This window comes from Pseudomonas sp. S2_A02, from assembly GCF_054668495.1.
Genome location: NZ_CP162776.1, coordinates 1,792,502 through 1,813,678 on the forward strand (window position 1 = coordinate 1,792,502; position 21,177 = coordinate 1,813,678).

Consider the following 21,177-nt stretch of genomic DNA (forward strand, 5'->3'; position numbering starts at 1 on the left):
CTCCCACAGGTAAGTGTCACACCAGGCTTTCGTCGATCATCAGTACCAGTTTGCCGGACACCTTATTACTCGCCAGTTCCGCAAACGCCGCTTCGGCATCCTTGATCGCAAAGGTCCTGGCCAGTTGCGGGCTCAACCGCCCTTCGGCGAACAGCGGCCAGACGTGCTGGCCGAGATCGCTGAACAAATCGGCCTTGAACTGCTCGTCACGATTGCGCAGGGTCGAACCCAACAATTGCACACGCTTGGCCAATACCTGCGCCAGATCCAGCTGCGCCTCACGCCCGCCCATCAAACCGATCAACACCCAACGACCGTCGCGAGCCAGCAGCTTGAGGTTCAACGCCGCGTAACTGCCACCCACCGGGTCGAGGATCACGTCGAACGGCGCAAGATCATTCAAGCTGTCCAGATCGCCATTGCGCACTACGCCACCCTGGGCGCCTAACGCTTCGCAGTAAGCCAGACGCTCGGCGGAACCGACGCTGACCCAGCACGGGTTACCAAACGCCTTGCACAGCTGAATGGCAGCTGAACCGATTCCACTCGCTCCGGCGTGCAGGAGAACTTTCTCACCCGGTTTGAGCGCAGCCAGTTGAAACAAATTCAGCCAAACGGTCGCATACACTTCCGGCAATGCTGCCGCCTCGGCCAGGGACAAACCTTCGGGAACCGGCAACACATGCCGTCCGTCGACAACTACCTCTTCGGCCATCCCGCCCCCGGCCAGCAAGGAGCAAACCCGATCGCCGACCTGCCAGGAAGAGCCCGGGCCGACCTCGCTGATTACCCCGGAACACTCAAGACCCAGTACTTGACTGGCCCCCGGCGGTGGCGGATAAAGCCCTGCTTTCTGTAACAAATCGGCGCGATTGAGTCCTGCCGCCGCCACTCGAATGCGAACTTGTCCTACATCGCACGTAGGACTCGGCTCTTCAACCCACTCCACTCGCCCCTCAACGCCTTGCAATGCTTTCACAGTGCCTCCATAGTGAGTCTGGACTGAGCCCGTAGCTGTAGCGCCGGGCTTTTTGCATTATGCGACCGGTCCTTGTGGATCCGGCGACTTCAAAGACGGCCTAATATGCGTTATCAATTGTCCCCGCGTCGAATCAGCATGAAGCATCTGCTCCCCAGCACCGCCCTCGCTCTTGTCATTGGTCTCGGTCTTTTGCCGATGTCAAGCAATTCGTTCGCAGCCAACAGCTGGGACAAGCTTCAGCCCGATCGTGACGAAGTAATAGCCAGTCTGAACGTCGTTGAATTGCTCAAGCGTCACCATTACAGCAAGCCGCCCCTCGACGATGCACGCTCCGTGATCATCTACGACAGCTATATCAAGCTGCTGGATCCATCGCGCAGCTACTTCATGGCCAGCGATATTGCCGAATTCGACAAATGGAAAACCCAGTTTGACGACTTCCTCAAAAGCGGCGACCTGAACGCCGGTTTCACCATCTACAAGCGCTACCTGGACCGCGTCAAGGCGCGTCTGGACTTTGCCCTTGCCGAGCTGAACAAGGGTGTCGACAAGATCGACTTCACCACCAAGGAAACCTTGCTGGTCGATCGCAAGGATGCCCCTTGGCTCAAGACCTCCGCAGAACTGGACGACCTGTGGCGCAAACGCGTCAAGGACGAAGTGCTGCGGATGAAGATCTCCGGCAAAGAGTCGAAGCAGATTCAGGAAACCCTGACCAAGCGTTACAAGAATCAGCTGACGCGTCTGGACCAGACCCGTGCGGAAGACATCTTCCAGGCGTACATCAACACCTTCGCCATGTCCTACGACCCGCACACCAATTATCTGTCGCCGGATAACGCGGAAAACTTCGACATCAACATGAGCCTGTCCCTTGAGGGCATCGGCGCCGTGTTGCAGAGCGATAACGATCAAGTGAAAGTCGTGCGCCTGGTGCCTGCCGGCCCGGCCGACAAAACCAAGCAGGTTGCACCGGCCGACAAGATCATCGGCGTGGCCCAGGGCAACAAAGAGATGGTCGACGTGGTCGGCTGGCGCCTGGACGAAGTGGTCAAACTGATTCGTGGTCCGAAAGGCACCGTGGTGCGCCTGGAAGTGATTCCGGCCAGCAACGCGCCAAACGACCAGACCACCAAAATCGTGCCGATCACCCGCGAAGCGGTGAAGCTCGAAGACCAGGCGGTGAAGAAGTCGGTCCTCAACCTCAAGCAGGATGGCAAGGACTACAAGCTCGGCGTCATCGAGATCCCGGCCTTCTACCTGGACTTCAAGGCCTTCCGTGCCGGCGATCCGGACTACAAGAGCACCACCCGCGACGTCAAGAAGCTGCTGACCGAGCTGCAGAAAGACAAGGTCGACGGCGTTGTCATCGACCTGCGCAACAACGGCGGCGGTTCCTTGCAGGAGGCCACCGAGCTGACCAGTCTGTTCATCGACAAAGGTCCGACGGTACTGGTGCGTAATGCCGATGGCCGGGTCGATGTACTGGAAGATGAAAACCCGGGCGCGTTCTACAAAGGCCCGATGGCGTTGCTGGTCAACCGTTTGTCCGCCTCGGCTTCGGAGATTTTCGCCGGTGCCATGCAGGACTACCACCGTGCACTGATCATCGGCGGCCAGACCTTCGGCAAAGGCACCGTGCAGACCATTCAACCGCTGAACCATGGCGAACTGAAACTGACCCTGGCCAAGTTCTACCGGGTTTCCGGTCAGAGCACCCAGCATCAGGGCGTTCTGCCGGACATCGATTACCCGTCGATCATCGACACCAAGGAAATCGGCGAAAGCGCCCTGCCGGAAGCCATGCCATGGGACACCATTCGTGCAGCCATCAAGCCTGCGCTTGACCCGTTCAAACCGTACATCACGCAGCTCAAGTCCGAGCATGACGTACGCACGGCCAAAGACGCGGAGTTCGTGTTCATCCGCGACAAACTGGCCCTGGCGCAGAAGTTGATGAGCGAAAAAACCGTCAGCCTCAATGAAGCCGACCGTCGCGCACAACATGCCGATATCGAAGCCAAACAACTTGTCATGGAAAACATCCGTCGCAAGGCCAAGGGCGAAGAGCCGCTCAAAGAACTGAAGAAAGAAGACGAGGATGCCATCGCGGCCGAGCAGGACAAGACCAAGCCAGAAGACGATGCTTATCTGAGCGAGACCGGGCGGATTCTGCTGGATTACTTGAAACTCAACACCGCGGTTGCCAAGCACTAGGTTGTTACAATCTGGATGATGGCAATTTAATACTGACGCTCCCCGGAGCGTCATCAAACAGTCATCATTCTGTCGTGAAATAAGGGACTGAGTGCACATTGCACTCGGTCCTTTTTTTATCGCCAGAGAACGCCATGACCACAACCGAACAGCTGAGTGCCTTGAGCTCAATACTGACTCAAAGCGGTTTGCACAGCCTGTTCCAGCCGATCATTTCCCTCTCTGAACGACGCATCATCGGGTACGAAGCCCTCAGCCGTGGCCCCTCCAACAGTCCGCTGCATTCCCCCGTTGCCCTGTTCGCGATAGCTCGCCAGGCCGGTCGCCTCAGCGAACTGGAGATCGCTTGCCGTCAAAGCGCTTGCCGTCGTTTCAATGAACAGCAACTGCCCGGCAAACTCTTCCTCAATGTGTCCCCGGAATCCCTGCTCGAAGCCGCCCACCAACCCGGCCGCACTTTGCAGCTGCTGCAGGATTTCGGCATACCACCGAGCCAGGTGGTGATCGAACTCACCGAACAGACCCCAACCGACGACTTCCAGTTGCTGCAAACCGCCCTGCATCACTACCGGGCGATGGGCTTTTCCATTGCGCTGGATGATCTGGGTGCGGGTTATTCGAGCTTGCGACTCTGGTCTGAATTGCGCCCGGATTACGTCAAGATCGATCGGCACTTTATCGACGGCATTCACCAGGACGCGCTCAAGCGTGAATTCGTCGGCTCAATCCTGCAGATCGCCAAGGCTTCGCGGGCAAAAGTGATCGCCGAAGGCATCGAATTGCCGGAAGAACTGGCGGTGTTGACTGAGATGGGCGTCGATCTGCTGCAAGGCTATCTGCTTTGCCGACCCCAAGAACATCCGCCCCGCGATGCCCGAACTTTCATACCCAAACCAAACAGCGTCGCCGCGATACTGAGCGAGGAAGTCAGTGACCTCAGTGCCCTGCTCAACGACCAACCGGCGGTGACCAGCGACACCCCGACCGCCACCGTACTGGAAGCCTTCCGCTGCCAGGCCAACCTGAACTCCCTGGCAGTGCTCGACGAACAGGGTCAGCCCTGCGGCATCGTCCACCGTCATTCGCTCTCGGACGCCCTGCTCAAGCCCTTTGCCACCGACCTGTTCGCCCGCAAGCCCATCAGCCGCTTGATGAGCGACGACTTCCTCGCCGTGGAGCTGAGCCAGTCGCTGCAACAGGTCAGCCGCTTGATCACCAGCCGAGCCCGCCAGCGCATCGAAGAAGACTTCATCATCACCCTCAACGGCGGCTATCTGGGGCTGGGCCGAGTGATCGACGTGCTCAAGCTGATTACCGAACTGAAGATCCAGCAAGCCCGCTACGCCAACCCGCTGACCTTGCTGCCGGGCAACGTGCCGATCCAGCAATGCCTGACACGCCTGCTGCAACAGGAACGGGAATCGGTGATCTGCTATGTGGACATCGACAGCTTCAAACCCTTCAACGACATCTACGGCTACGGTCGCGGGGATGAAGTCCTACTGTGCCTGGCGCAATGCCTGAACGACCGCGTCGACCCATCCCGCGACTTCGTCGGCCATATCGGCGGCGACGACTTCCTGCTGGTGCTCGGCCCGGAAGACTGGCGCAAACGTCTGAACCAATTGCTGGACGACTTCCACAGCCAATGCCGACGCTTTTACCGCAGCGAACACCTGGAAGCCGGCTGCTTCATCGCCCCCAACCGCCAGGGCGTAAGACAAGAGTTTCCGCTGCTGTCGCTGTCCATCGGCGTGGTGCATTTGCATCCACAGGCCTGCGGGCAACTCGATGCGAGCCAGTTGGCGGAGATGGCCTCACAGGCCAAGCATCACGCGAAGAATGTGCCGGGGTATAGCGTGCATGTGATTGATAGTCTGGCGGTGTCCGGACCTGAAGAAGAACTGCTCATTGGGCATCGCTGATTGATCTGACGCCTTCGCGGGCAAGCCTCGCTCCCACAGGTTTTGTGCCGTACGCAATATTCACAAACGACACAAAACCTGTGGGAGCGAGGCTTGCCCGCGAAGAGGCCCGCTCAGTCGTCGCAAATTTCCAGGACTAATCCGTCACGAGACATCGCCCGAAGGCCGAGCCCGCAACCGCCGCCCAATCACATCCAGCACATCACCCCCATCGCGCAATGGAATGGCGCAGAGCAAGGCAAAGTCGCTGAGAATGATTGAGTCGCACTCGATAGAGCCGCGCATGGACAGGTTTTCGAGCACCTGCGTTACAGCGCGAATTCGGTAGCTCGCGGCATCGGTCAAGATATCGAGCGGCGCGTGGGTATCGACGAACAGCGTGGGCATGTCGTTGCAGTTGCTGGTGAGCGCCATGAAGCGGCTTTTGGGATGAGGGATTGGTTTTTCGTAGGGTGGATCAGGATGAAGTGTTGGCATTTTAGACCTTCCGATGAAAATGGGAGCTGCCAAAAGCCTTCCTACAGGCTTGGGTGGCAGCTATACGCGGGGTAGGAATACCGAGCATCGGAAACTCGACCACGCCGAAGCGTGCCCGCGCACAGCCGCCGCAACAGAGCTTACGGACGCACATTGACGACCGCAAACCAGGTTTCGACGATTACGCATTACCGATGCTAATAAAGGGTTCCTACACCCCACCACTGAATTTTCAGTGACCATCAAAGGCTATCGGGTGAACTCATTTCGCACCAGTTCATGCAAACCGCTACAACTTGAAGGAAATCTCCGATGGATCTGCCCGGCAGTAAACGCGCGAGACTTTGCGGGGGATCGATCAGGAAAGAAGTCAGGAACGGATGATGTTGATGTAGGGCGATTCGCTAGTGATCAATCCATTAATCAACAAGCAAGCAGAAACGCAAACGCGGCGAGAGGTTTCCCTCTCACCACGTTAATTTGTCAGACACACAATTGTTTAATCCGCAGAACCACGAGACGCCAATTCTTTCAATTTGAGTTCGGCCAGCGGATGCCCGGCCTTCGCCGCCATTTCCCACCACCGAGCCGCTTCAGCCGGATCCGGTGCCTTGCTCGGCGTTCCGGCCAGGCTGATCACACCAACCTGATACGCTGCCTTGCCATCCCCCGCCAACGCGGCCAGGCGCAGTAATCGCACCCCCTCCTCGCGAGCCCCAAGACCGACGCCGCGAAAGGTCAGAATGTGGCCGTAGAAGCTCTGGGCGCCGACATCACCCAGGTTCGCCATACGCGCGAACTGGCCCTCGAGCCAACTCCAGCCTCGCGGCTGACGCACAAACCACGACCAGTGGAACAACCGGCGAGCCAGCCAGTAACTGGCCCGCGCCTTGAGTCGTAAAAACACTCAGGCTTCCGCCGACTCGGGGTACTCGTATTCGAACACCCGCACCACTTCCGAGGCATGCCAGGATGCGGCAGCCACGCCATCGGACGGGCCGGAGAAGCGCCCGAGGCGCTCGACACATTCGAAGAAGCCGGTGCGCGGCAAGCGGCTGGCGCCCTGACTGATCACCAGCGAGCTGCGCAACGGCTGCTCGGCTCTGGCATCCAGCGCGGCCAGGTGCTCAAGGGCTGCGGTCAAGGTTTGCATGGCCGGCGTGGGTAGCTGCAAACGCTCCAGCAACGCCCGATAAGTCAAAAGATGGCGCTGACGACGCGCCTGATCCAACTCCCCCAACAATCCATCCCAATGTTGACGACTGATGCGTACGCTCACGATTCATCCCTCCATCCTGGCACCGTCAATTCCCAGGCGAGGCTGCGGCGAATAGCAGCGTCGGGTTGACGCTCACCGCTTTCGATCAAGGCGAGATATGACGGGCTGATGCCTACCGTGCGGGCCAGCGCCTCAATGGCGATGCCCTTCCCTTCGCGCAAATTGCGTAGTTGATCCAGGCCCGGAAGAATCTGGTCTGGTGCTGCCGCGGGAGGCACTGTGGCATCGCGCGGTGGTTGTTGCTTGATGCCTGCTGCTTTCAGTAGAGCCTGATACTGAGCCCATGGCAGAACCGCATATTCGGGTTCGCCTTCGCGTGTAATTATCTGAATATCCATGACTACCCCGTAGGACAACGACACTTAGCGAGTCGGCGCTTTTCCCTAGAAGTGTAATCCTAACAGCGGCCAAGGTCGCGGGGGTATGAATATGGATGATCCTGAATCGGTTCAGGTTTTTTTGGGCCCTGAAGCTGCAGTTGTTCCGGGGTATCAGGCAAGCGTTCAACCATCGCGAGTTTTTCCGGCAACTGACGCTTGCGCCAGGCACGGAAGGCGTTGAGTTCGTCATCGAGAACTTTCATCAACCAGGCCAGCACGGCAATGTCGTCGAGCATGCCGAATACCGGGATGAAATCCGGGATGGCATCTACCGGGCTCAGGAAATACATCAGGCCAGCCACCACCGAGACCAGTGCTTTTGGGCTGATGGCCCGGTACTCGCCACGCCAGTAGGCCAGGCAGAGTGCCTGCAACAAACGCAGATCATCTTTGAGTTTACCCAGGCGATTACCCTGGCTCGCGCCTTTGCTGGCAACAGCGAACAGCAGGGTCGGCAAACGACCACGGGCGAGCAGGCGTCCGGCCAGAGGCAGGAAACGAGCGAAATTCCAGGGCGTTTTCATTTGTTCCTCCCGCTGAAATGTTATCCACACAAATTGTGGATAACCTTGTGAACAGAGCTGCATTTCATCGCTGAAAGCCCCGTTTCATAAGGGCCTGACTCAGATCGGGCGTTTTTTACTCACATAAAAAAACCCAAGAATTCATTGACTTGGCGCCTCGGTCCGTCTAGCCAAACGCTCTCACTGGCTATGACTTCAGCGCACCGCATCCGTTCGCTTTGTTTACCTTCCCTGAACGCCAGATGCAACAACGCCCCGCATAAGCGAGGCGTTGTTTTTCGAGCAGACGCGAATTACTTGGTGGCGTCTTGTTTTGCTGGATCCTTGATGGCCAGCAGCTCCAGGTCGAATACCAGCACCGAGTTGGCTGGAATCGCCGGGCTTGGGCTTTGGGCGCCGTAAGCCAGCTCGCTAGGGATGTACAGTTTGTACTTCTCGCCAACGTGCATCAGTTGCAGGCCTTCGACCCAACCCGGAATCACACCGCTGACCGGCAGATCGATCGGGCTGCCGCGCTCGACGGAACTGTCGAAAACGGTGCCGTTGGTCAATTTACCGGTGTAGTGAACAGTCACTACGTCGGTTGGCTTGGGCTGCGCGCCATCGGCCTTCTTGACCACTTCGTATTGCAGGCCGGAAGCCGTGGTGACGACACCTGCTTTCTTGCCGTTTTCTTCAAGGAACTTCTTGCCAGCGGCTGCCGACTCTTCGCTCATCTTGGCCAAACGCTCTTCAGCACGCTTTTGCAGTGCGGCGAAGGCTTCAACCAGCTCTTCATCTTTCAGCTTCTGTTCTTTCTTGCCGACGGCATCTTCGATGCCCTGGGCTACCGCTTTGGAATCCAGGTCATCCATGCCTTCCTGAGCAAGGCTTTTGCCCATGTTCAGGCCGATACCGTAGGAAGCTTTTTGCGCCGGGGTTTTCAGCTCTACGCTGGTCTGCGAATCACAACCCGCAAGTACCAGGCCAACCAGGGCCACCGCCGCCGCCAACCGATGCTGTTTCATGCTATTTCCTTGTTCATGCGCCTAAAGGGCAATCGAGTAAAGCCGCGAGCTTATCAGGCCGCCACGACCAATGGCTACCGGCATGAGAGCAGGAAACGTCTGATAAGTTCAGGTGTTTAAACGCATTTCGGCTATAGAAGGATGAAGCTTCTGTCATTTGGCTCTTACAGACTCAAGGGCCGGTTCCCACAGCCTCTGGCGTAATGGCCTCTTGCCGCACCTCGTCCACTGAGGCATAAGAGAGCTACAAATTGACAAGGACGTTTATCTTGCGCCTCATATTCCGCTTGCTGATTCTGATCGCCGTATTACTGGGGCTAGGCCTCGCCATAGTGCTGTATTACGTCGCCAATCCGAAACTACCGACTTGGTCACCGGCGCAACAGGTGAATTACCTGGAGCAATGGAGCGCCGCCGACCGCCAGGCTTACTACTTCACACCTCAAGGCACCCAGGTCAAAGGCTTGCGTTATGACTGGTTCAACGCCCTGGAATTGCCCTTCTCGCAACAACGATTCGCCGCTCCCGAATACCTCGCACGCTTTGGTTTTCTGATCGACCCGAGCCAGAAAGCCACGCCGAACAACCCCGGTAACCTGCCCGTCGGTTTTGCCCGTCATCAAAACCCTGGCAGCCAGGACGAGTTTCTGGACATCACTTGCGCCGCCTGCCACACCGGCGAATTGCGCTTCAATGGCCAGGCCGTGCGCATCGACGGCGGCTCGGCCCAGCATGTGTTGCCGTCCAGCGTTCCGACCCTGCGTGGCGGCAGCTTCGGCCAGGCACTGGTGGCCAGCCTCGCCTCGACTTACTACAACCCCTGGAAATTCGAACGTTTCGCCCGCAACGTTCTGGGTCAGGACTACGAGGCACGGCATCAACAGCTGCGCCAGGATTTCAAAGTCTCACTCGATACCTTCTTGAAAGTGGCCTGGAACGACACCCATCGAGGTCTCTATCCCACCGAAGAAGGCCCCGGCCGCACCGATGCCTTCGGGCGCATTGCCAACGCCAGCTTCGGCGACGCGATTTCACCCGCCAACTACCGGGTGGCCAACGCACCGGTGGACTACCCGCAACTGTGGGACATGTGGACCTTCGACTGGGTGCAGTGGAACGGTTCGGCGCAGCAACCGATGGCCCGTAATATCGGAGAAGCCTTGGGCGTGGGCGCCACGCTGAATTTCTTCGACAGCAGCGGACAGCCGCTCAAGGGTGACGACCGCTACCCGTCCAGCGTCCGGGTGCGCGATCTGCACCGGATCGAGCAAACCCTGCAACGACTCAAACCGCCCGTCTGGCCGGAAGCCCTGATGGGCAACATCGACAAGCCCCTGGCCGCAAAAGGCCGCGAACTATTCGCTGAAAACTGCGCCGGGTGCCATGTACCCCGCGTTACCCAAAGCGACGGCAGACCGGTGCATCATCTGAAATTACTGCCTGTTGAGGTGATTGGCACAGACGCCAGCGCCGCCAACAATATTGCTGATCACCGCTTCGATCTGACAGCCTTGCAGTGGGATCCGGCAGAGCTTGCGCAACTGGACGTACAACTGCATCCCAAACCCACAGAACCATTGGATATGAGCCAGCTGTCCGTGGCCAAGGGACTGGCTTACGTCACTGCTTTCGTGAGCAACCAGGCCTACCGCGAAGCCAATGTGACACCCGCAGAGCGCCCGAACCTGGACGGATTCGGTCTGCCGATCGGCGTTCAAGAGTTGCGTAGCTATAAAGCCCGACCACTGGCGGGCGTCTGGGCCACGCCGCCGTTTTTGCATAACGGTTCGGTACCGAGCATTTATCAACTGCTCTCGCCACAAAGTGAACGCGCGCCCACGTTCTACAAGGGCACCTTTGAATACGACCCCAAACATTTGGGTTATCGCACCGAAGCCTTCACCAACGGTTTTGTGTTCGATACGCGCATCACTGGCAATCACAACAGCGGCCACGAGTTCCGCGCAGGTGAGCGCGGTAACGGCGTCATTGGTCGCCTGCTGCAACCGGAGGAACGCTGGGCGTTGCTGGAATACCTGAAAGTGTTGGGCGGCCCGATGGAGTCGCAATTGCCAGACCGCCGCCTCAGTCAAAAGGATTGACCCATGCTGATTACTCTCTGGTTGCGCCTGGGCGCCTTCCTCGGCAAAACCCTGTTGTGGTTGCTGGGTCTGGGCCTGCTCGGTTGGGCGCTGCTCATGGCCTGGTCCGCCTGGCAACATCGCGGCCCGGTATCGGCTGAAGAACTGATTCCGGACGGCGAAGCGGCAATGACCCAGGACATTATCCAAACGGCCGTGCGTATCGTCGATCAACACCGTGAAAGCACCCGCTACCTGCGCGATGCCCATGCCAAGGCCCATGGCTGCGTGAAGGCCGAGGTTCAGGTGCTGCCGGATCTGGCGGTGGCGTTACGTCAAGGCGTGTTCAGCGAACCCGGCAAAACCTGGCAAGCGACGATTCGGCTGTCCAATGGCAATGCGTATCCGCAGTTCGACAGCATCCGCGACGCCCGGGGCATGGCGATCAAACTGTTCGATGTGCCTGGTAAACAGTTGCTGAGTGACCGACAAGGACGCAGCGAACAGGATTTCGTGATGTTCAACCATCCGAACTTCTTTGTCAGCGATGTCGCCGAGTATCGTCAGAATGTAGCCGCTCAGGCTGATGGCAAAAAGGTCATGGCATTCTTCCCGGCTTGGGATCCGCGCACCTGGCAGGTTCGCCATCTGTTTATCGCCCTGGCGACGCTCTCCCCCTGCCCCGGCAAGTCCGACGCAGACCACTTACTTTTCGGTTTCGCCGTACAAGTTTGGTGAAGCCAACGCAAAATTCCGGGTGATGCCGGATCCTGATAACTGCCCGGTCTACGTACTGCCCACGCAAAATCAAAACCTGCCGAACTTTTTGCGCAGTGCGCTGAACCAGCAGCTGTCGACCGATCGGGTACCGGCGTGTTTCGTCTTGCAGATCCAGCGCCAGGATGCGGGCAAGTACATGCCGATCGAAGACACCAGTATCGAGTGGAGCGAAAATGACGCGCCCTTCGAAACCGTGGCCCGGATCAAACTGCCGGCCCAGGATTTCGACACCCCGGCGCTGAACCTGCAATGCGACAACCAATCGTTCAACCCATGGTTCGGCCTTGAAGCCCATAGGCCGATTGGCGGGATCAACCGGTTACGCAAAGCGGTGTACGAGGCTGTGAGCGACTACCGACACAGTCGTAACGCTGAACAATAGGCAAGGCAGAAACGAAAAAAGCGACCCGAACAGGTCAATGCTGGTCAGTTACGCGCGGAACCTGTGGGAGCGGGCTTGCCCCAATGCCAATCAGTTAAGGTGCCAAACTTGTGGGAGCGAGCCTGCTCGCGATGACGGCGGTACATTCAGCGTCAATATTGGCTGACCCGCCGCTATCGCGAGCAGGCTCGCTCCCACAGGGATTTCGCGTAACTGACGGGCATTACCCGAACAGGTCGCTTTTTCACTGGACCCGCTACAAAGCCAAATCCCAGACAGCAAAAAGCCCGCATTAAGCGGGCTTTCCGTGGTACCTGGCGTTCAGCGTTCCAGATACCGAATATGGCGCAGCGGACGGGACTCGAACCCGCGACCCCCGGCGTGACAGGCCGGTATTCTAACCGACTGAACTACCGCTGCGCGTAGCGTTGAAAGTAAGTGGTGGGTGATGACGGGATCGAACCGCCGACATTCTGCTTGTAAGGCAGACGCTCTCCCAGCTGAGCTAATCACCCTTTACCTTCGTTGCGGGGCGCATTGTGCCACAGATTTTCATAAAGTGTTGATTTAATTGATAAAAAATCAAAAAAATCTGAAAACCGGTAAAACGACACACCCTGCAGGAACTTCAGACAGAAAAAAACCCGCGTTAGCGGGCTTTTCCGTGGTGACCTGGCGTTCAGCATTCCAGGTTACCGAATATGGCGCAGCGGACGGGACTCGAACCCGCGACCCCCGGCGTGACAGGCCGGTATTCTAACCGACTGAACTACCGCTGCGCGTAACACTAAAGCGAATGGTGGGTGATGACGGGATCGAACCGCCGACATTCTGCTTGTAAGGCAGACGCTCTCCCAGCTGAGCTAATCACCCTTCACTTTCGGTGTGGCGCGCATTCTACGGAGCGACCTAACCTCTGGCAAGCACTTTTTTAATTAATTTTCTCAGGCCTTCCAAAGGCTTAGAGAAGGGTTGGCCTATGGCACACGGAGGACAATAATGCCCCCCTTTGTATAAAGGAGAGACTCACCCCATGTGGTTCAAAAACCTGCTTATCTATCGCCTGACCCAAGATCTGCCTTTTGATGCCGAGGCGTTGGAAACTGCACTGGCCACCAAACTGGCGCGTCCATGTGCAAGCCAGGAGTTGACCACCTACGGTTTCGTCGCGCCATTCGGCAAGGGCGAAGACGCGCCGCTGGTGCACATCAGCGGCGACTTCCTGCTGATCGCCGCCCGTAAGGAAGAACGCATTCTGCCGGGCAGCGTCGTACGCGACGCGGTGAAGGAAAAGGTCGAAGAGATCGAAGCCGAACAAATGCGCAAGGTCTACAAAAAGGAACGCGATCAGATCAAGGATGAAATCATCCAGGCCTTCCTGCCCCGCGCCTTTATTCGCCGCTCGTCGACCTTCGCCGCCATCGCGCCGAAACAGGGCCTGATCCTGGTTAACTCGGCCAGCCCGAAACGTGCCGAAGACCTGCTGTCCACCCTGCGCGAAGTGATCGGCTCGCTGCCAGTGCGTCCGCTGACGGTGAAGATGTCGCCGACCGCCACCATGACCGAATGGGTTACCACCCAGAAAGCCGCGAATGATTTCTTCGTTCTGGACGAGTGCGAATTGCGCGACACCCACGAAGACGGCGGCATCGTGCGCTGCAAGCGTCAGGACCTGACCAGCGAAGAAATCCAGCTGCACCTGAGCACCGGCAAAGTGGTCACTCAACTGTCGCTGGCCTGGCAGGACAAACTGTCGTTCGTGCTGGACGACAAAATGGTGGTCAAGCGCCTGAAGTTCGAAGACCTGCTGCAAGATCAGGCGGAACAGGACGGTGGCGACGAAGCCCTTGGTCAACTGGACGCCAGCTTCACCCTGATGATGCTGACCTTCGGCGACTTCCTGCCGTCGATGGTTGAAGCGTTGGGCGGTGAAGAGACTCCGCAAGGCATCTAAGCCGACGCACGGTCTAAATGTGGGAGCGGGCTTGCTCGCGAAGGCGTCCTGACAGTCAACATCATCGTTGAATGGCAGACCGCCTTCGCGAGCAAGCCCGCTCCCACATTGGGCCTGCGTAATTTTCGAATACGAATAAGGATCAGGCCATGCGCGCACTGGCTGCATTGAGTCGTTTTGTCGGCAACTCCTTCGCTTACTGGGTACTGATTTTCGCCGTCGTGGCGTTTCTGCAACCGACCTGGTTCATCGGCTTGAAAGGCGCCATCGTGCCGCTGCTGGGGTTGGTGATGTTTGGCATGGGCCTGACCCTCAAGCTCGAAGACTTCGCTGAAGTCGCTCGCCATCCGTGGCGCGTGGCCTTGGGTGTGGTCGCTCATTTCGTGATCATGCCCGGCGTGGCGTGGTTGCTATGCCAGGTTTTCCACTTGCCACCGGAAATCGCCGTCGGCGTGATTCTGGTCGGCTGCTGCCCAAGCGGCACCTCATCGAATGTGATGACCTGGCTGGCGCGTGGCGATCTGGCGTTGTCGGTGGCCATTGCTGCCGTCACCACCCTCCTCGCTCCGCTGCTGACCCCGGCACTGATCTGGCTGTTGGCTTCGGCCTGGTTGCCGGTGTCGTTCCTGGAGCTGTTCTGGTCGATCCTGCAAGTCGTGCTGCTGCCGATCGTGCTCGGCGTGGTTGTCCAGCGCGTACTCGGTGATCGGGTTCGTCTCGCGGTAGATGTGTTGCCACTGGTGTCGGTGGTGAGCATTGTGATCATCGTCACTGCCGTGGTGGCCGCCAGTCAGGCGAAGATTGCCGAATCCGGCCTGCTGATCATGGCCGTGGTGATGTTGCACAACAGCTTCGGCTACTTGCTGGGTTACTTCACCGGGCGCCTGTTCAACCTGCCGCTGGCCCAGCGCAAATCCCTGGCACTGGAAGTCGGCATGCAGAACTCCGGTTTGGGAGCGGCGCTGGCCAGTGCGCACTTCTCGCCGCTGGCGGCGGTGCCAAGCGCGTTGTTCAGCGTCTGGCACAACATTTCCGGGGCACTGCTCTCAACGTACTTCCGTCGTATGAGCGAGAAAGAAGACCGGCAAATCGCTGCTCAGCAGGCGGCGGATTAAGCCGCAAACTTGATCCTCGGGTTAATGATGGGCACTCTATGGCGCAATGCGGGGACGACCTCGCGGCTCGATCGAGTGATTAATCCGGGGACGACCCCATCCATCGATGGAGGTCTTTGATGTCCTGGATCATTCTGTTTTTCGCTGGCCTGTTCGAAGTCGGCTGGGCCGTCGGCCTGAAATACACCGACGGTTTCAGCCGCCCTCTCCCTACCGCACTGACCATTGCCGCCATGGCGATCAGCCTTGGCCTGCTGGGCCTTGCCATGAAGGAATTGCCGCTGGGCACAGCCTATGCGATCTGGACTGGCGTGGGTGCGGTGGGCACGGTGATCGCCGGGATCATTTTGTTTGGTGAGTCCATGGCGCTGTTTCGTCTGGCGAGTGTGGCGTTGATCATTGCCGGGTTGGTTGGGCTCAAGGTCAGCGCGTAGCATTTAGGCCGCCATCGCGAGCAGACTCGCTCCCACATTTGACCGCATTCCATTGTGGGAGCGAGTCTGCTCGCGATGAGGCCCGTCCGATCACCGACTATCTAACGGCCCCACGCAATTCCCCCACCAACCCCTGCAATGTCGCCGGTTCAGCCACTTCAACGGCCACCGCCGGCCCCGCCACCAGGGTCACCCGCGACCACAGCCGACGAAACACGCCCTTATCCGGATCGCGGCTGAAGAAACTCCCCCACAACCCCTGCAACGCCAGCGGAATCACCGGCACCGGTGTTTCTTCGAGAATCCGCGTCAGCCCGCCCTTGAACTCGTTGATCTCGCCATCGGCGGTCAACTTGCCTTCAGGGAAAATGCACACCAGCTCGCCGTCCTTCAGGTACTGGGCGATGCGGGTGAAGGCTTTTTCGTAGATCTGAATATCTTCCTGACGCCCGGCAATCGGAATCGTCCCCGCCGTGCGGAAGATGAAGTTCAGCACCGGCAAGTTGTAGATTTTGTAATACATCACAAAGCGAATCGGCCGACGCACTGCGCCGCCAATCAGCAACGCATCGACGAACGACACATGGTTGCAAACCAGCAATGCCGCGCCTTCATCGGGAATCAGCTCCAGGTTGCGATGCTCGACGCGGTACATGGAATGGCCGAGCAGCCAGATCATGAAGCGCATGCTGAACTCGGGGACGATTTTGAAGATGTAAGCGTTGACGCCGATGTTCAGCAGCGACACCACCAAAAACAGCTGCGGGATCGACAGCTTGGCGAGGCTCAGCAAGACGATCGACACAATCGCCGACACCACCATGAACAGGGCATTCAGAATGTTGTTGGCGGCGATCACCCGCGCCCGTTCGTTCTCGACAGTACGCGACTGGATCAGCGCATACAGCGGCACGATGTAAAAACCGCCGAAGATCCCAAGCCCGAGGATGTCGATCAACACCAGCCAGGCGTGACCGAACCCAAGGACTTCGATCCAGCCATGGCCAGCAACGCTGTCCGGAATTCCGCCGGAATGCCACCATAACAGCAAGCCAAACACCGTCAGACCGAATGAGCCGAACGGCACCAGACCGATCTCGACTTTGCGCCCTGAGAGTTTCTCGCAGAGCATCGAACCCAGTGCAATCCCGACCGAGAACACCGTAAGAATCAGCGTCACCACGGTCTCATCGCCGTGCATCCATTCCTTGGCATAGGCCGGGATTTGCGTCAGATAAATCGCCCCGACAAACCAGAACCATGAGTTGCCGACGATCGAACGCGATACCGCGGGCGTTTGCCCGAGGCCCAGTTTCAGAGTGGCCCACGATTGGCTGAAAATGTTCCAGTTCAAACGCATTTCCGGCGATGCCGCTGCAGCCCGGGGAATGCTGCGGCTGGCCAGGTAGCCGAGCACCGCAATACCGATGATCGCCGTGGACACCACCGGCGCGTAGTTGCTGGAGGACATCATGATCCCGGCACCAATCGTCCCGGCGAGAATCGCCAGGAAGGTACCCATTTCCACCAGACCGTTACCGCCCACCAGCTCCTCTTCGCGCAAGGCCTGCGGCAGGATCGAGTACTTCACCGGCCCGAACAGCGCCGAGTGGGTGCCCATGGCAAACAGCGCGACCAGCATCAGCGACAGGTGATCGAACATGAAACCGACCGCCCCCACCGTCATGATGACGATTTCCCCGAGCTTGATCAGTCGTATCAGTGCGTCCTTGGCGAACTTTTCCCCGAATTGCCCGGCCAGCGCCGAGAACAGGAAGAACGGCAGGATAAACAGCAACGCACACAGATTGACCCAGATAGAGCGGTCACCTTCGATTGTCAGCTTGTACAAAATGGCGAGGATCAGCGACTGCTTGAAGATGTTGTCGTTGAAGGCCCCGAGGGACTGCGTAACAAAAAACGGCAAGAAGCGCCGAGTGCGAAGCAAGGTGAACTGTGAGGGGTGACTCATCTTCCATGTGTCCCTGATTTAGGTAGAGAGTGGCTTGGATACTTTTATTGGAATGTCTGACGTCGATCCAGGCCACAGATTACCTAATCTTTGCAGGTTATTTCTTTAATCCTGCAATGCACGGCGAGACAAATAGCTCACCTCGCCACGCACCCTGCACCGTCCGTTTGGCGACAAGCAGCCACATCACCGCCAGCATTGCCACCAGCACGCAACCAAAGACACTGAAAAACGTCAGGTTCAAGGTGCTGGCCAGTTTCAGCGTAGCCAGGGAGTAGACACCCAGCGGGAAGGTGAAGCCCCACCAGCCGAGGTTGAATGGGATACCGGCGCGCAAGTAACGCACGGTGATCAACAGCGCTGTCAGCATCCACCAGAGCCCGAAGCCCCACAGCGTGATGCCGGCCACCAAGCCAAGCCCCGCAGCAATTTCACCGATACCCGGCAAACCGTTGGCGGCGAAAATCGCTGGCGCGTCGGCGCCCAACAGCAACATGCCCAATGCGCCGGTACCGATGGGACCGAGAGCCAGCCAGCTCGAGGCAGCCATGTTTTCATGGGGCAATTTATGCAACGCCATGCGCAGCAACAAGATGGTCAGAATGCTGAATGCCACCGGCAGGGAAAAGGCCCAGAGCACGTAGCTGGTCACCAACACCACCAGTTGTGAATGAGCATCGGCCAAGTGCGGCGCCAGCAAGCCACCGCTGGCAGCCGCCACTTCCGCCGCCACCACCGGCAACAGCCAGACGGCGGTCATCTGGTCGATGCTGTGCTCCTGACGGGTAAACATCATGTAGGGAATCAATACGCCGCAGGCCAGCGACATCGCCACGTCCAGCCACCACAGCACTTCGGCGAGATGAATCACACCATCGCCCCAGCGCGGCAAACCGAACAGCAGAAAGCCATTGATGATAGTTGCAAGGCCCATGGGAATGGTGCCGAAAAACATCGAAACCGTGGAGTGCCCGAAAATTCGCCGCGCCTCGTCGAAGAACATAACCCAACGCGCGGCATACATGGCCGTGAACAATACAAACAAGGCGATATTGAACAGCCATACCCCTTCGGCAAACGCATGCAGACCGGGGTTCGACACCGGCAGTTGCGCAAGCGCCAGCGCTAATACACCCGTGCCCATAGTCGCCGCGAACCAATTGGGGGTGAATTGGCGGATGGCCTCTCGGGGGTGCTGCAAATGACTGAGCGGTTTGATACCGGGTTTAACGCTATGGGTGCAGGTCATGGTGAACTCCTGTCCTCTCGTGAGGTGGAGCTCATCGTAGATCCGAATCGAATATCGATATAACGGGTAATATCTCTAACTGTTATCTGTTTTATCGATATTGCATCAAACGCTGCCTTCGGCCTCGATCACCAATATCCTCGCCACACCCATTGGATGAGCCACATGCTCGGTGCCCACCGAGGCATAAAAAATATCGCCGATCTCGAGCAGCGTTTCCTTTTCCAGGCCTTCTTCGCGATAACGCATCTGCACCTGCCCATCGAGCACCACGAACACTTCCTGACCGTCGTTGATGTGCCATTTATAGGGCTGATCGGTCCAGTGCAAACGGGTGGTGATGCCGTTCATGTTGGCGATGTCCAGCGCCGCCCAGGCGCGGTCACCGGTGAAGGATTTGCTGCGGATGATCTTCATGGGTCGGTCCGTCGAAATGAATGGCGACTCAAAGGCTAACGGTCATCGAACATCAACGCCACAGACTTTGACAGTCTGCGCACGCATCAACCCGACCAGCGCACCAAGCGCCAGAATGATCAGCACCGCGCCATAACCATCGGTGGTTGCCACCAGCCCAAAGGTCCGCGTAAGGCTGCCAGCCAGCAACGACGGCAAGCAGAACGCCAGGTAACTGAGCACATAAAACGCCGACATCAAACCCGCCCGCTCATGAGGCAAGGCCAGCGGCACGATGCTTCGCAAGGCCCCCAGGAAACCCGCTCCAAAACCGCCGCCCGCCACAAGGGTGCCGAAGAAGAACAACGGCAGGCTGGCGCTATGTACCGCCAGCAGAATCAGCGCAACGCCCGCAGGCAGCAGGCTCGCGCCCAACAGCAAGACTTTGTTGGCCGGCCGATTACGCAAGGTGTAGATCATCAAGGCGCCGGTCACTGTCAACACGGCCACCGTAGCCCCGCCAATCAGATTCGAGGTGGACCCGGTGGCGGTCCGCACCAGAGACGGTGCCAAAGAAGCGAAAAAACCACCGAGCGCCCACACCGCTAGATCTATCGGCAGCACCCGCCACAGCATACGTCGCGCCTGAATCGGCACATGCAAGGTCGGGCGCAACGAGGCCCAGGCGCCCGGTTGTCGGGTGACGCTTTCCGGCAGGCGCCAGATGTACAGCGCTTGCATCACAAACAGCGCGAACAGCACCCAATAGGTCAGTTGCAGCGGCAGCGGCGCGAACTCGGCCAACACACCGCAGCCCATGGCACCCAGTGCCATGCCCAGCAGCGGCGCGACGCTGTTGACCATCGGCCCCTGCTGACGGTCGGTGTCCAGCAGCGCCGCACTCAAAACGGCGGTGGCCATGCCCGTGGCAAAACCCTGCAGGACCCGTGCACTGATCAGCCAGGCGACGCTGTCGGCGTTAATGAACAGCAACATCGCCAGCATGTTCAGCAACACGGCGGAGAAAATCACCGGTTTGCGCCCCAGATAATCCGAAAGCGAACCGACCGTGAGCAATGCCGCCAGCAAGCTGAGGGCGTAGACACCGAAAATCAGGGTCAGGGTCGCTGCCGAGAACTGCAGGTGTTCTTGATACAAGTGATACAACGGCGTTGGCGCGGTGGAAGCGGCGAGAAAACTGAGTAAGGTGATCGCCAGAAACCACAGGCTGGAACGGTTTGACGTTGAACGGGACATAAGCACACTCCGCAAAAGCTAACTTTTTGCTTTTGCGGAGTGTGCTACTGGTAAACGCTTAAAGCAAATTCTTTGTGTTAAGGTCCACCGTATGGCTATTAAAGAAGGTTTACGTCCTGGTGGCCGCAGCGCCAGGGTGCAAGAGTCGATTCATTCGGCAGTCCGCGCGCTCCTTGAAGAACAGGATCGCGCCAGCGTGACCGTGCCGCAAATCGCTGCCCGGGCCGGGGTGACGCCGTCGACCATTTACCGGCGCTGGGGCGATCTGTCGGCGCTACTGGCCGACGTCGCCCTCGCCCGCATGCGCCCCGACAGCGAACCGGCCAACACCGGCAGCCTGCGCGGTGACGTGAGTGCCTGGGCGGAGCAGTATCTGGACGAGATGAGTTCCGAACCCGGGCGCAACATGATGCGCGACGTGCAATCCAGCGCCACGCCGGGCTATTGCGTGACGATCATTGGCAGGCAGTTGCAGACGATTCTGGATCGCTATCCCGGGCAGCCGAAGCCGAGTGTCGATCGACTGATCAATATGGTGGTGGCGCCGACGGTGTTTCGCATCCTGTTTGCAGCGCAGGCGCTGGAGGTTGGAGAGTTGCATCGGTTGATTGATATTGCGTTGAATCAGTAACGCCGCCTTCGCGAGCAAGCCCGCTCCCACACTGGATTGAGGATGCCCACATATTTTGTGTTCACTGACGATCGAGTGTGAGAGCGGGCTTGCTCGCGAAGAGGCCCGAAAGCACACCAAAATTGAACTGACTCC

At 58.4% G+C, this 21,177-nt stretch carries 18 protein-coding genes, 4 tRNA genes and 1 pseudogene; 8 read left to right on the forward strand and 15 right to left on the reverse strand.

Annotated features, from left to right (window positions below):
- Positions 1-16 precede the first annotated feature (16 nt).
- Complete coding sequence (locus tag AB4O41_RS08125; RefSeq protein ID WP_460147122.1) at positions 17-979, reverse strand: zinc-binding dehydrogenase; 963 nt, start codon at positions 977-979, stop codon at positions 17-19.
- A gap of 138 nt (positions 980-1,117) precedes the next feature.
- Here AB4O41_RS08125 and AB4O41_RS08130 point away from each other — a divergent pair, with 138 nt between their 5' ends.
- Positions 1,118-3,199, forward strand: coding sequence for a carboxy terminal-processing peptidase (locus tag AB4O41_RS08130; RefSeq protein WP_460147124.1), 2,082 nt, complete (start codon positions 1,118-1,120; stop codon positions 3,197-3,199).
- 134 nt (positions 3,200-3,333) lie between these two features.
- Entirely contained in the window at positions 3,334-5,124 is a 1,791-nt protein-coding gene (locus AB4O41_RS08135) for a bifunctional diguanylate cyclase/phosphodiesterase (RefSeq protein WP_460147125.1), read from the forward strand.
- 144 nt (positions 5,125-5,268) lie between these two features.
- On the opposite strand, the gene AB4O41_RS08140 is transcribed toward AB4O41_RS08135, so the two are convergent.
- From AB4O41_RS08140 to AB4O41_RS08165, 6 genes are all read right to left on the reverse strand, one after another.
- Positions 5,269-5,601, reverse strand: coding sequence for a hypothetical protein (locus AB4O41_RS08140; protein ID WP_460147127.1), 333 nt, complete (start codon positions 5,599-5,601; stop codon positions 5,269-5,271).
- A gap of 499 nt (positions 5,602-6,100) precedes the next feature.
- Positions 6,101-6,508 (reverse strand): SEL1-like repeat protein, encoded by a 408-nt coding sequence (locus tag AB4O41_RS08145; protein WP_123496214.1) that lies wholly within the window; start codon positions 6,506-6,508, stop codon positions 6,101-6,103.
- The gene (locus AB4O41_RS08150) at positions 6,509-6,880 is read right to left on the reverse strand and encodes a hypothetical protein (protein WP_007898892.1); all 372 of its coding nucleotides are present in this window, start codon (positions 6,878-6,880) and stop codon (positions 6,509-6,511) included. It lies immediately after the preceding gene.
- Positions 6,877-7,218 carry a helix-turn-helix domain-containing protein gene (locus AB4O41_RS08155; protein ID WP_030131674.1) on the reverse strand — a complete coding sequence of 114 codons (342 nt, stop codon included), beginning with the start codon at positions 7,216-7,218 and terminating at the stop codon, positions 6,877-6,879. Before AB4O41_RS08155 ends, AB4O41_RS08150 begins: the two co-directional genes overlap by 4 nt.
- Positions 7,219-7,277: 59 nt before the next feature.
- Positions 7,278-7,784: a YkvA family protein gene (locus tag AB4O41_RS08160; RefSeq protein ID WP_460147129.1), complete on the reverse strand. Its 507-nt coding sequence runs from the start codon at positions 7,782-7,784 to the stop codon at positions 7,278-7,280.
- A gap of 293 nt (positions 7,785-8,077) precedes the next feature.
- Entirely contained in the window at positions 8,078-8,791 is a 714-nt protein-coding gene (locus AB4O41_RS08165) for an FKBP-type peptidyl-prolyl cis-trans isomerase (RefSeq protein ID WP_258616085.1), read from the reverse strand.
- Between the two features lie 269 nt (positions 8,792-9,060).
- On the opposite strand from AB4O41_RS08165, the gene AB4O41_RS08170 reads away from it, so the two are divergent.
- The gene (locus tag AB4O41_RS08170; protein ID WP_460147131.1) at positions 9,061-10,893 is read left to right on the forward strand and encodes a di-heme-cytochrome C peroxidase; all 1,833 of its coding nucleotides are present in this window, start codon (positions 9,061-9,063) and stop codon (positions 10,891-10,893) included.
- A 3-nt stretch (positions 10,894-10,896) separates the two neighbouring features.
- Positions 10,897-12,034: pseudogene (locus tag AB4O41_RS08175) on the forward strand (catalase family protein).
- A gap of 343 nt (positions 12,035-12,377) precedes the next feature.
- Here AB4O41_RS08175 and AB4O41_RS08180 read toward each other — a convergent pair.
- The 4 genes from AB4O41_RS08180 to AB4O41_RS08195 all read right to left on the reverse strand — a co-directional run bounded on the left by AB4O41_RS08180 (position 12,378) and on the right by AB4O41_RS08195 (position 12,907).
- Positions 12,378-12,454, reverse strand: a tRNA-Asp gene (locus tag AB4O41_RS08180).
- A 19-nt stretch (positions 12,455-12,473) separates the two neighbouring features.
- Positions 12,474-12,549: transfer RNA gene (locus tag AB4O41_RS08185), tRNA-Val, on the reverse strand.
- A gap of 187 nt (positions 12,550-12,736) precedes the next feature.
- Positions 12,737-12,813: transfer RNA gene (locus AB4O41_RS08190), tRNA-Asp, on the reverse strand.
- A gap of 18 nt (positions 12,814-12,831) precedes the next feature.
- A tRNA-Val gene (locus tag AB4O41_RS08195) sits at positions 12,832-12,907 on the reverse strand.
- A gap of 160 nt (positions 12,908-13,067) precedes the next feature.
- On the opposite strand from AB4O41_RS08195, the gene rdgC reads away from it, so the two are divergent.
- The 3 genes from rdgC (at position 13,068) to sugE (ending at position 15,537) form a co-directional block, all read left to right on the forward strand.
- The gene (gene rdgC, locus AB4O41_RS08200; RefSeq protein WP_052967943.1) at positions 13,068-13,988 is read left to right on the forward strand and encodes a recombination-associated protein RdgC; all 921 of its coding nucleotides are present in this window, start codon (positions 13,068-13,070) and stop codon (positions 13,986-13,988) included.
- A 149-nt stretch (positions 13,989-14,137) separates the two neighbouring features.
- The gene (locus AB4O41_RS08205; protein WP_460147133.1) at positions 14,138-15,103 is read left to right on the forward strand and encodes a bile acid:sodium symporter family protein; all 966 of its coding nucleotides are present in this window, start codon (positions 14,138-14,140) and stop codon (positions 15,101-15,103) included.
- A 119-nt stretch (positions 15,104-15,222) separates the two neighbouring features.
- Entirely contained in the window at positions 15,223-15,537 is a 315-nt protein-coding gene (sugE, locus tag AB4O41_RS08210) for a quaternary ammonium compound efflux SMR transporter SugE (protein ID WP_008013928.1), read from the forward strand.
- Positions 15,538-15,634: 97 nt separating this feature from the next.
- Here the strand turns inward: sugE and AB4O41_RS08215 are convergent, their stop codons facing one another.
- The 4 genes from AB4O41_RS08215 to AB4O41_RS08230 all read right to left on the reverse strand — a co-directional run bounded on the left by AB4O41_RS08215 (position 15,635) and on the right by AB4O41_RS08230 (position 20,411).
- Positions 15,635-17,509 (reverse strand): MFS transporter, encoded by a 1,875-nt coding sequence (locus tag AB4O41_RS08215; RefSeq protein ID WP_460147135.1) that lies wholly within the window; start codon positions 17,507-17,509, stop codon positions 15,635-15,637.
- 97 nt (positions 17,510-17,606) lie between these two features.
- Positions 17,607-18,758, reverse strand: coding sequence for a TDT family transporter (locus tag AB4O41_RS08220; protein WP_460147137.1), 1,152 nt, complete (start codon positions 18,756-18,758; stop codon positions 17,607-17,609).
- Positions 18,759-18,863: 105 nt separating this feature from the next.
- Positions 18,864-19,175 (reverse strand): cupin domain-containing protein, encoded by a 312-nt coding sequence (locus tag AB4O41_RS08225; protein ID WP_460147139.1) that lies wholly within the window; start codon positions 19,173-19,175, stop codon positions 18,864-18,866.
- Between the two features lie 42 nt (positions 19,176-19,217).
- Positions 19,218-20,411, reverse strand: coding sequence for an MFS transporter (locus AB4O41_RS08230; protein WP_460147141.1), 1,194 nt, complete (start codon positions 20,409-20,411; stop codon positions 19,218-19,220).
- A 91-nt stretch (positions 20,412-20,502) separates the two neighbouring features.
- Here AB4O41_RS08230 and AB4O41_RS08235 point away from each other — a divergent pair, with 91 nt between their 5' ends.
- Positions 20,503-21,042 (forward strand): TetR/AcrR family transcriptional regulator, encoded by a 540-nt coding sequence (locus AB4O41_RS08235; protein WP_460147143.1) that lies wholly within the window; start codon positions 20,503-20,505, stop codon positions 21,040-21,042.
- Positions 21,043-21,177: the final 135 nt, after the last annotated feature.

What these genes read in the sequence shown, in the direction of transcription:
- AB4O41_RS08130 (WP_460147124.1), top strand. Translation starts at nt 1,118, where the DNA reads ATGAAGCATCTGCTCCCCAGCACCGCCCTCGCTCTTGTCATTGGTCTC.
- AB4O41_RS08135 (WP_460147125.1), top strand. Translation starts at nt 3,334, where the DNA reads ATGACCACAACCGAACAGCTGAGTGCCTTGAGCTCAATACTGACTCAA.
- AB4O41_RS08140 (WP_460147127.1), bottom strand. Translation starts at nt 5,601, where the DNA reads ATGCCAACACTTCATCCTGATCCACCCTACGAAAAACCAATCCCTCAT.
- AB4O41_RS08155 (WP_030131674.1), bottom strand. Translation starts at nt 7,218, where the DNA reads ATGGATATTCAGATAATTACACGCGAAGGCGAACCCGAATATGCGGTT.
- AB4O41_RS08160 (WP_460147129.1), bottom strand. Translation starts at nt 7,784, where the DNA reads ATGAAAACGCCCTGGAATTTCGCTCGTTTCCTGCCTCTGGCCGGACGC.
- AB4O41_RS08165 (WP_258616085.1), bottom strand. Translation starts at nt 8,791, where the DNA reads ATGAAACAGCATCGGTTGGCGGCGGCGGTGGCCCTGGTTGGCCTGGTA.
- rdgC (WP_052967943.1), top strand. Translation starts at nt 13,068, where the DNA reads ATGTGGTTCAAAAACCTGCTTATCTATCGCCTGACCCAAGATCTGCCT.
- AB4O41_RS08205 (WP_460147133.1), top strand. Translation starts at nt 14,138, where the DNA reads ATGCGCGCACTGGCTGCATTGAGTCGTTTTGTCGGCAACTCCTTCGCT.
- sugE (WP_008013928.1), top strand. Translation starts at nt 15,223, where the DNA reads ATGTCCTGGATCATTCTGTTTTTCGCTGGCCTGTTCGAAGTCGGCTGG.
- AB4O41_RS08215 (WP_460147135.1), bottom strand. Translation starts at nt 17,509, where the DNA reads ATGAGTCACCCCTCACAGTTCACCTTGCTTCGCACTCGGCGCTTCTTG.
- AB4O41_RS08220 (WP_460147137.1), bottom strand. Translation starts at nt 18,758, where the DNA reads ATGACCTGCACCCATAGCGTTAAACCCGGTATCAAACCGCTCAGTCAT.
- AB4O41_RS08225 (WP_460147139.1), bottom strand. Translation starts at nt 19,175, where the DNA reads ATGAAGATCATCCGCAGCAAATCCTTCACCGGTGACCGCGCCTGGGCG.
- AB4O41_RS08230 (WP_460147141.1), bottom strand. Translation starts at nt 20,411, where the DNA reads ATGTCCCGTTCAACGTCAAACCGTTCCAGCCTGTGGTTTCTGGCGATC.
- AB4O41_RS08235 (WP_460147143.1), top strand. Translation starts at nt 20,503, where the DNA reads ATGGCTATTAAAGAAGGTTTACGTCCTGGTGGCCGCAGCGCCAGGGTG.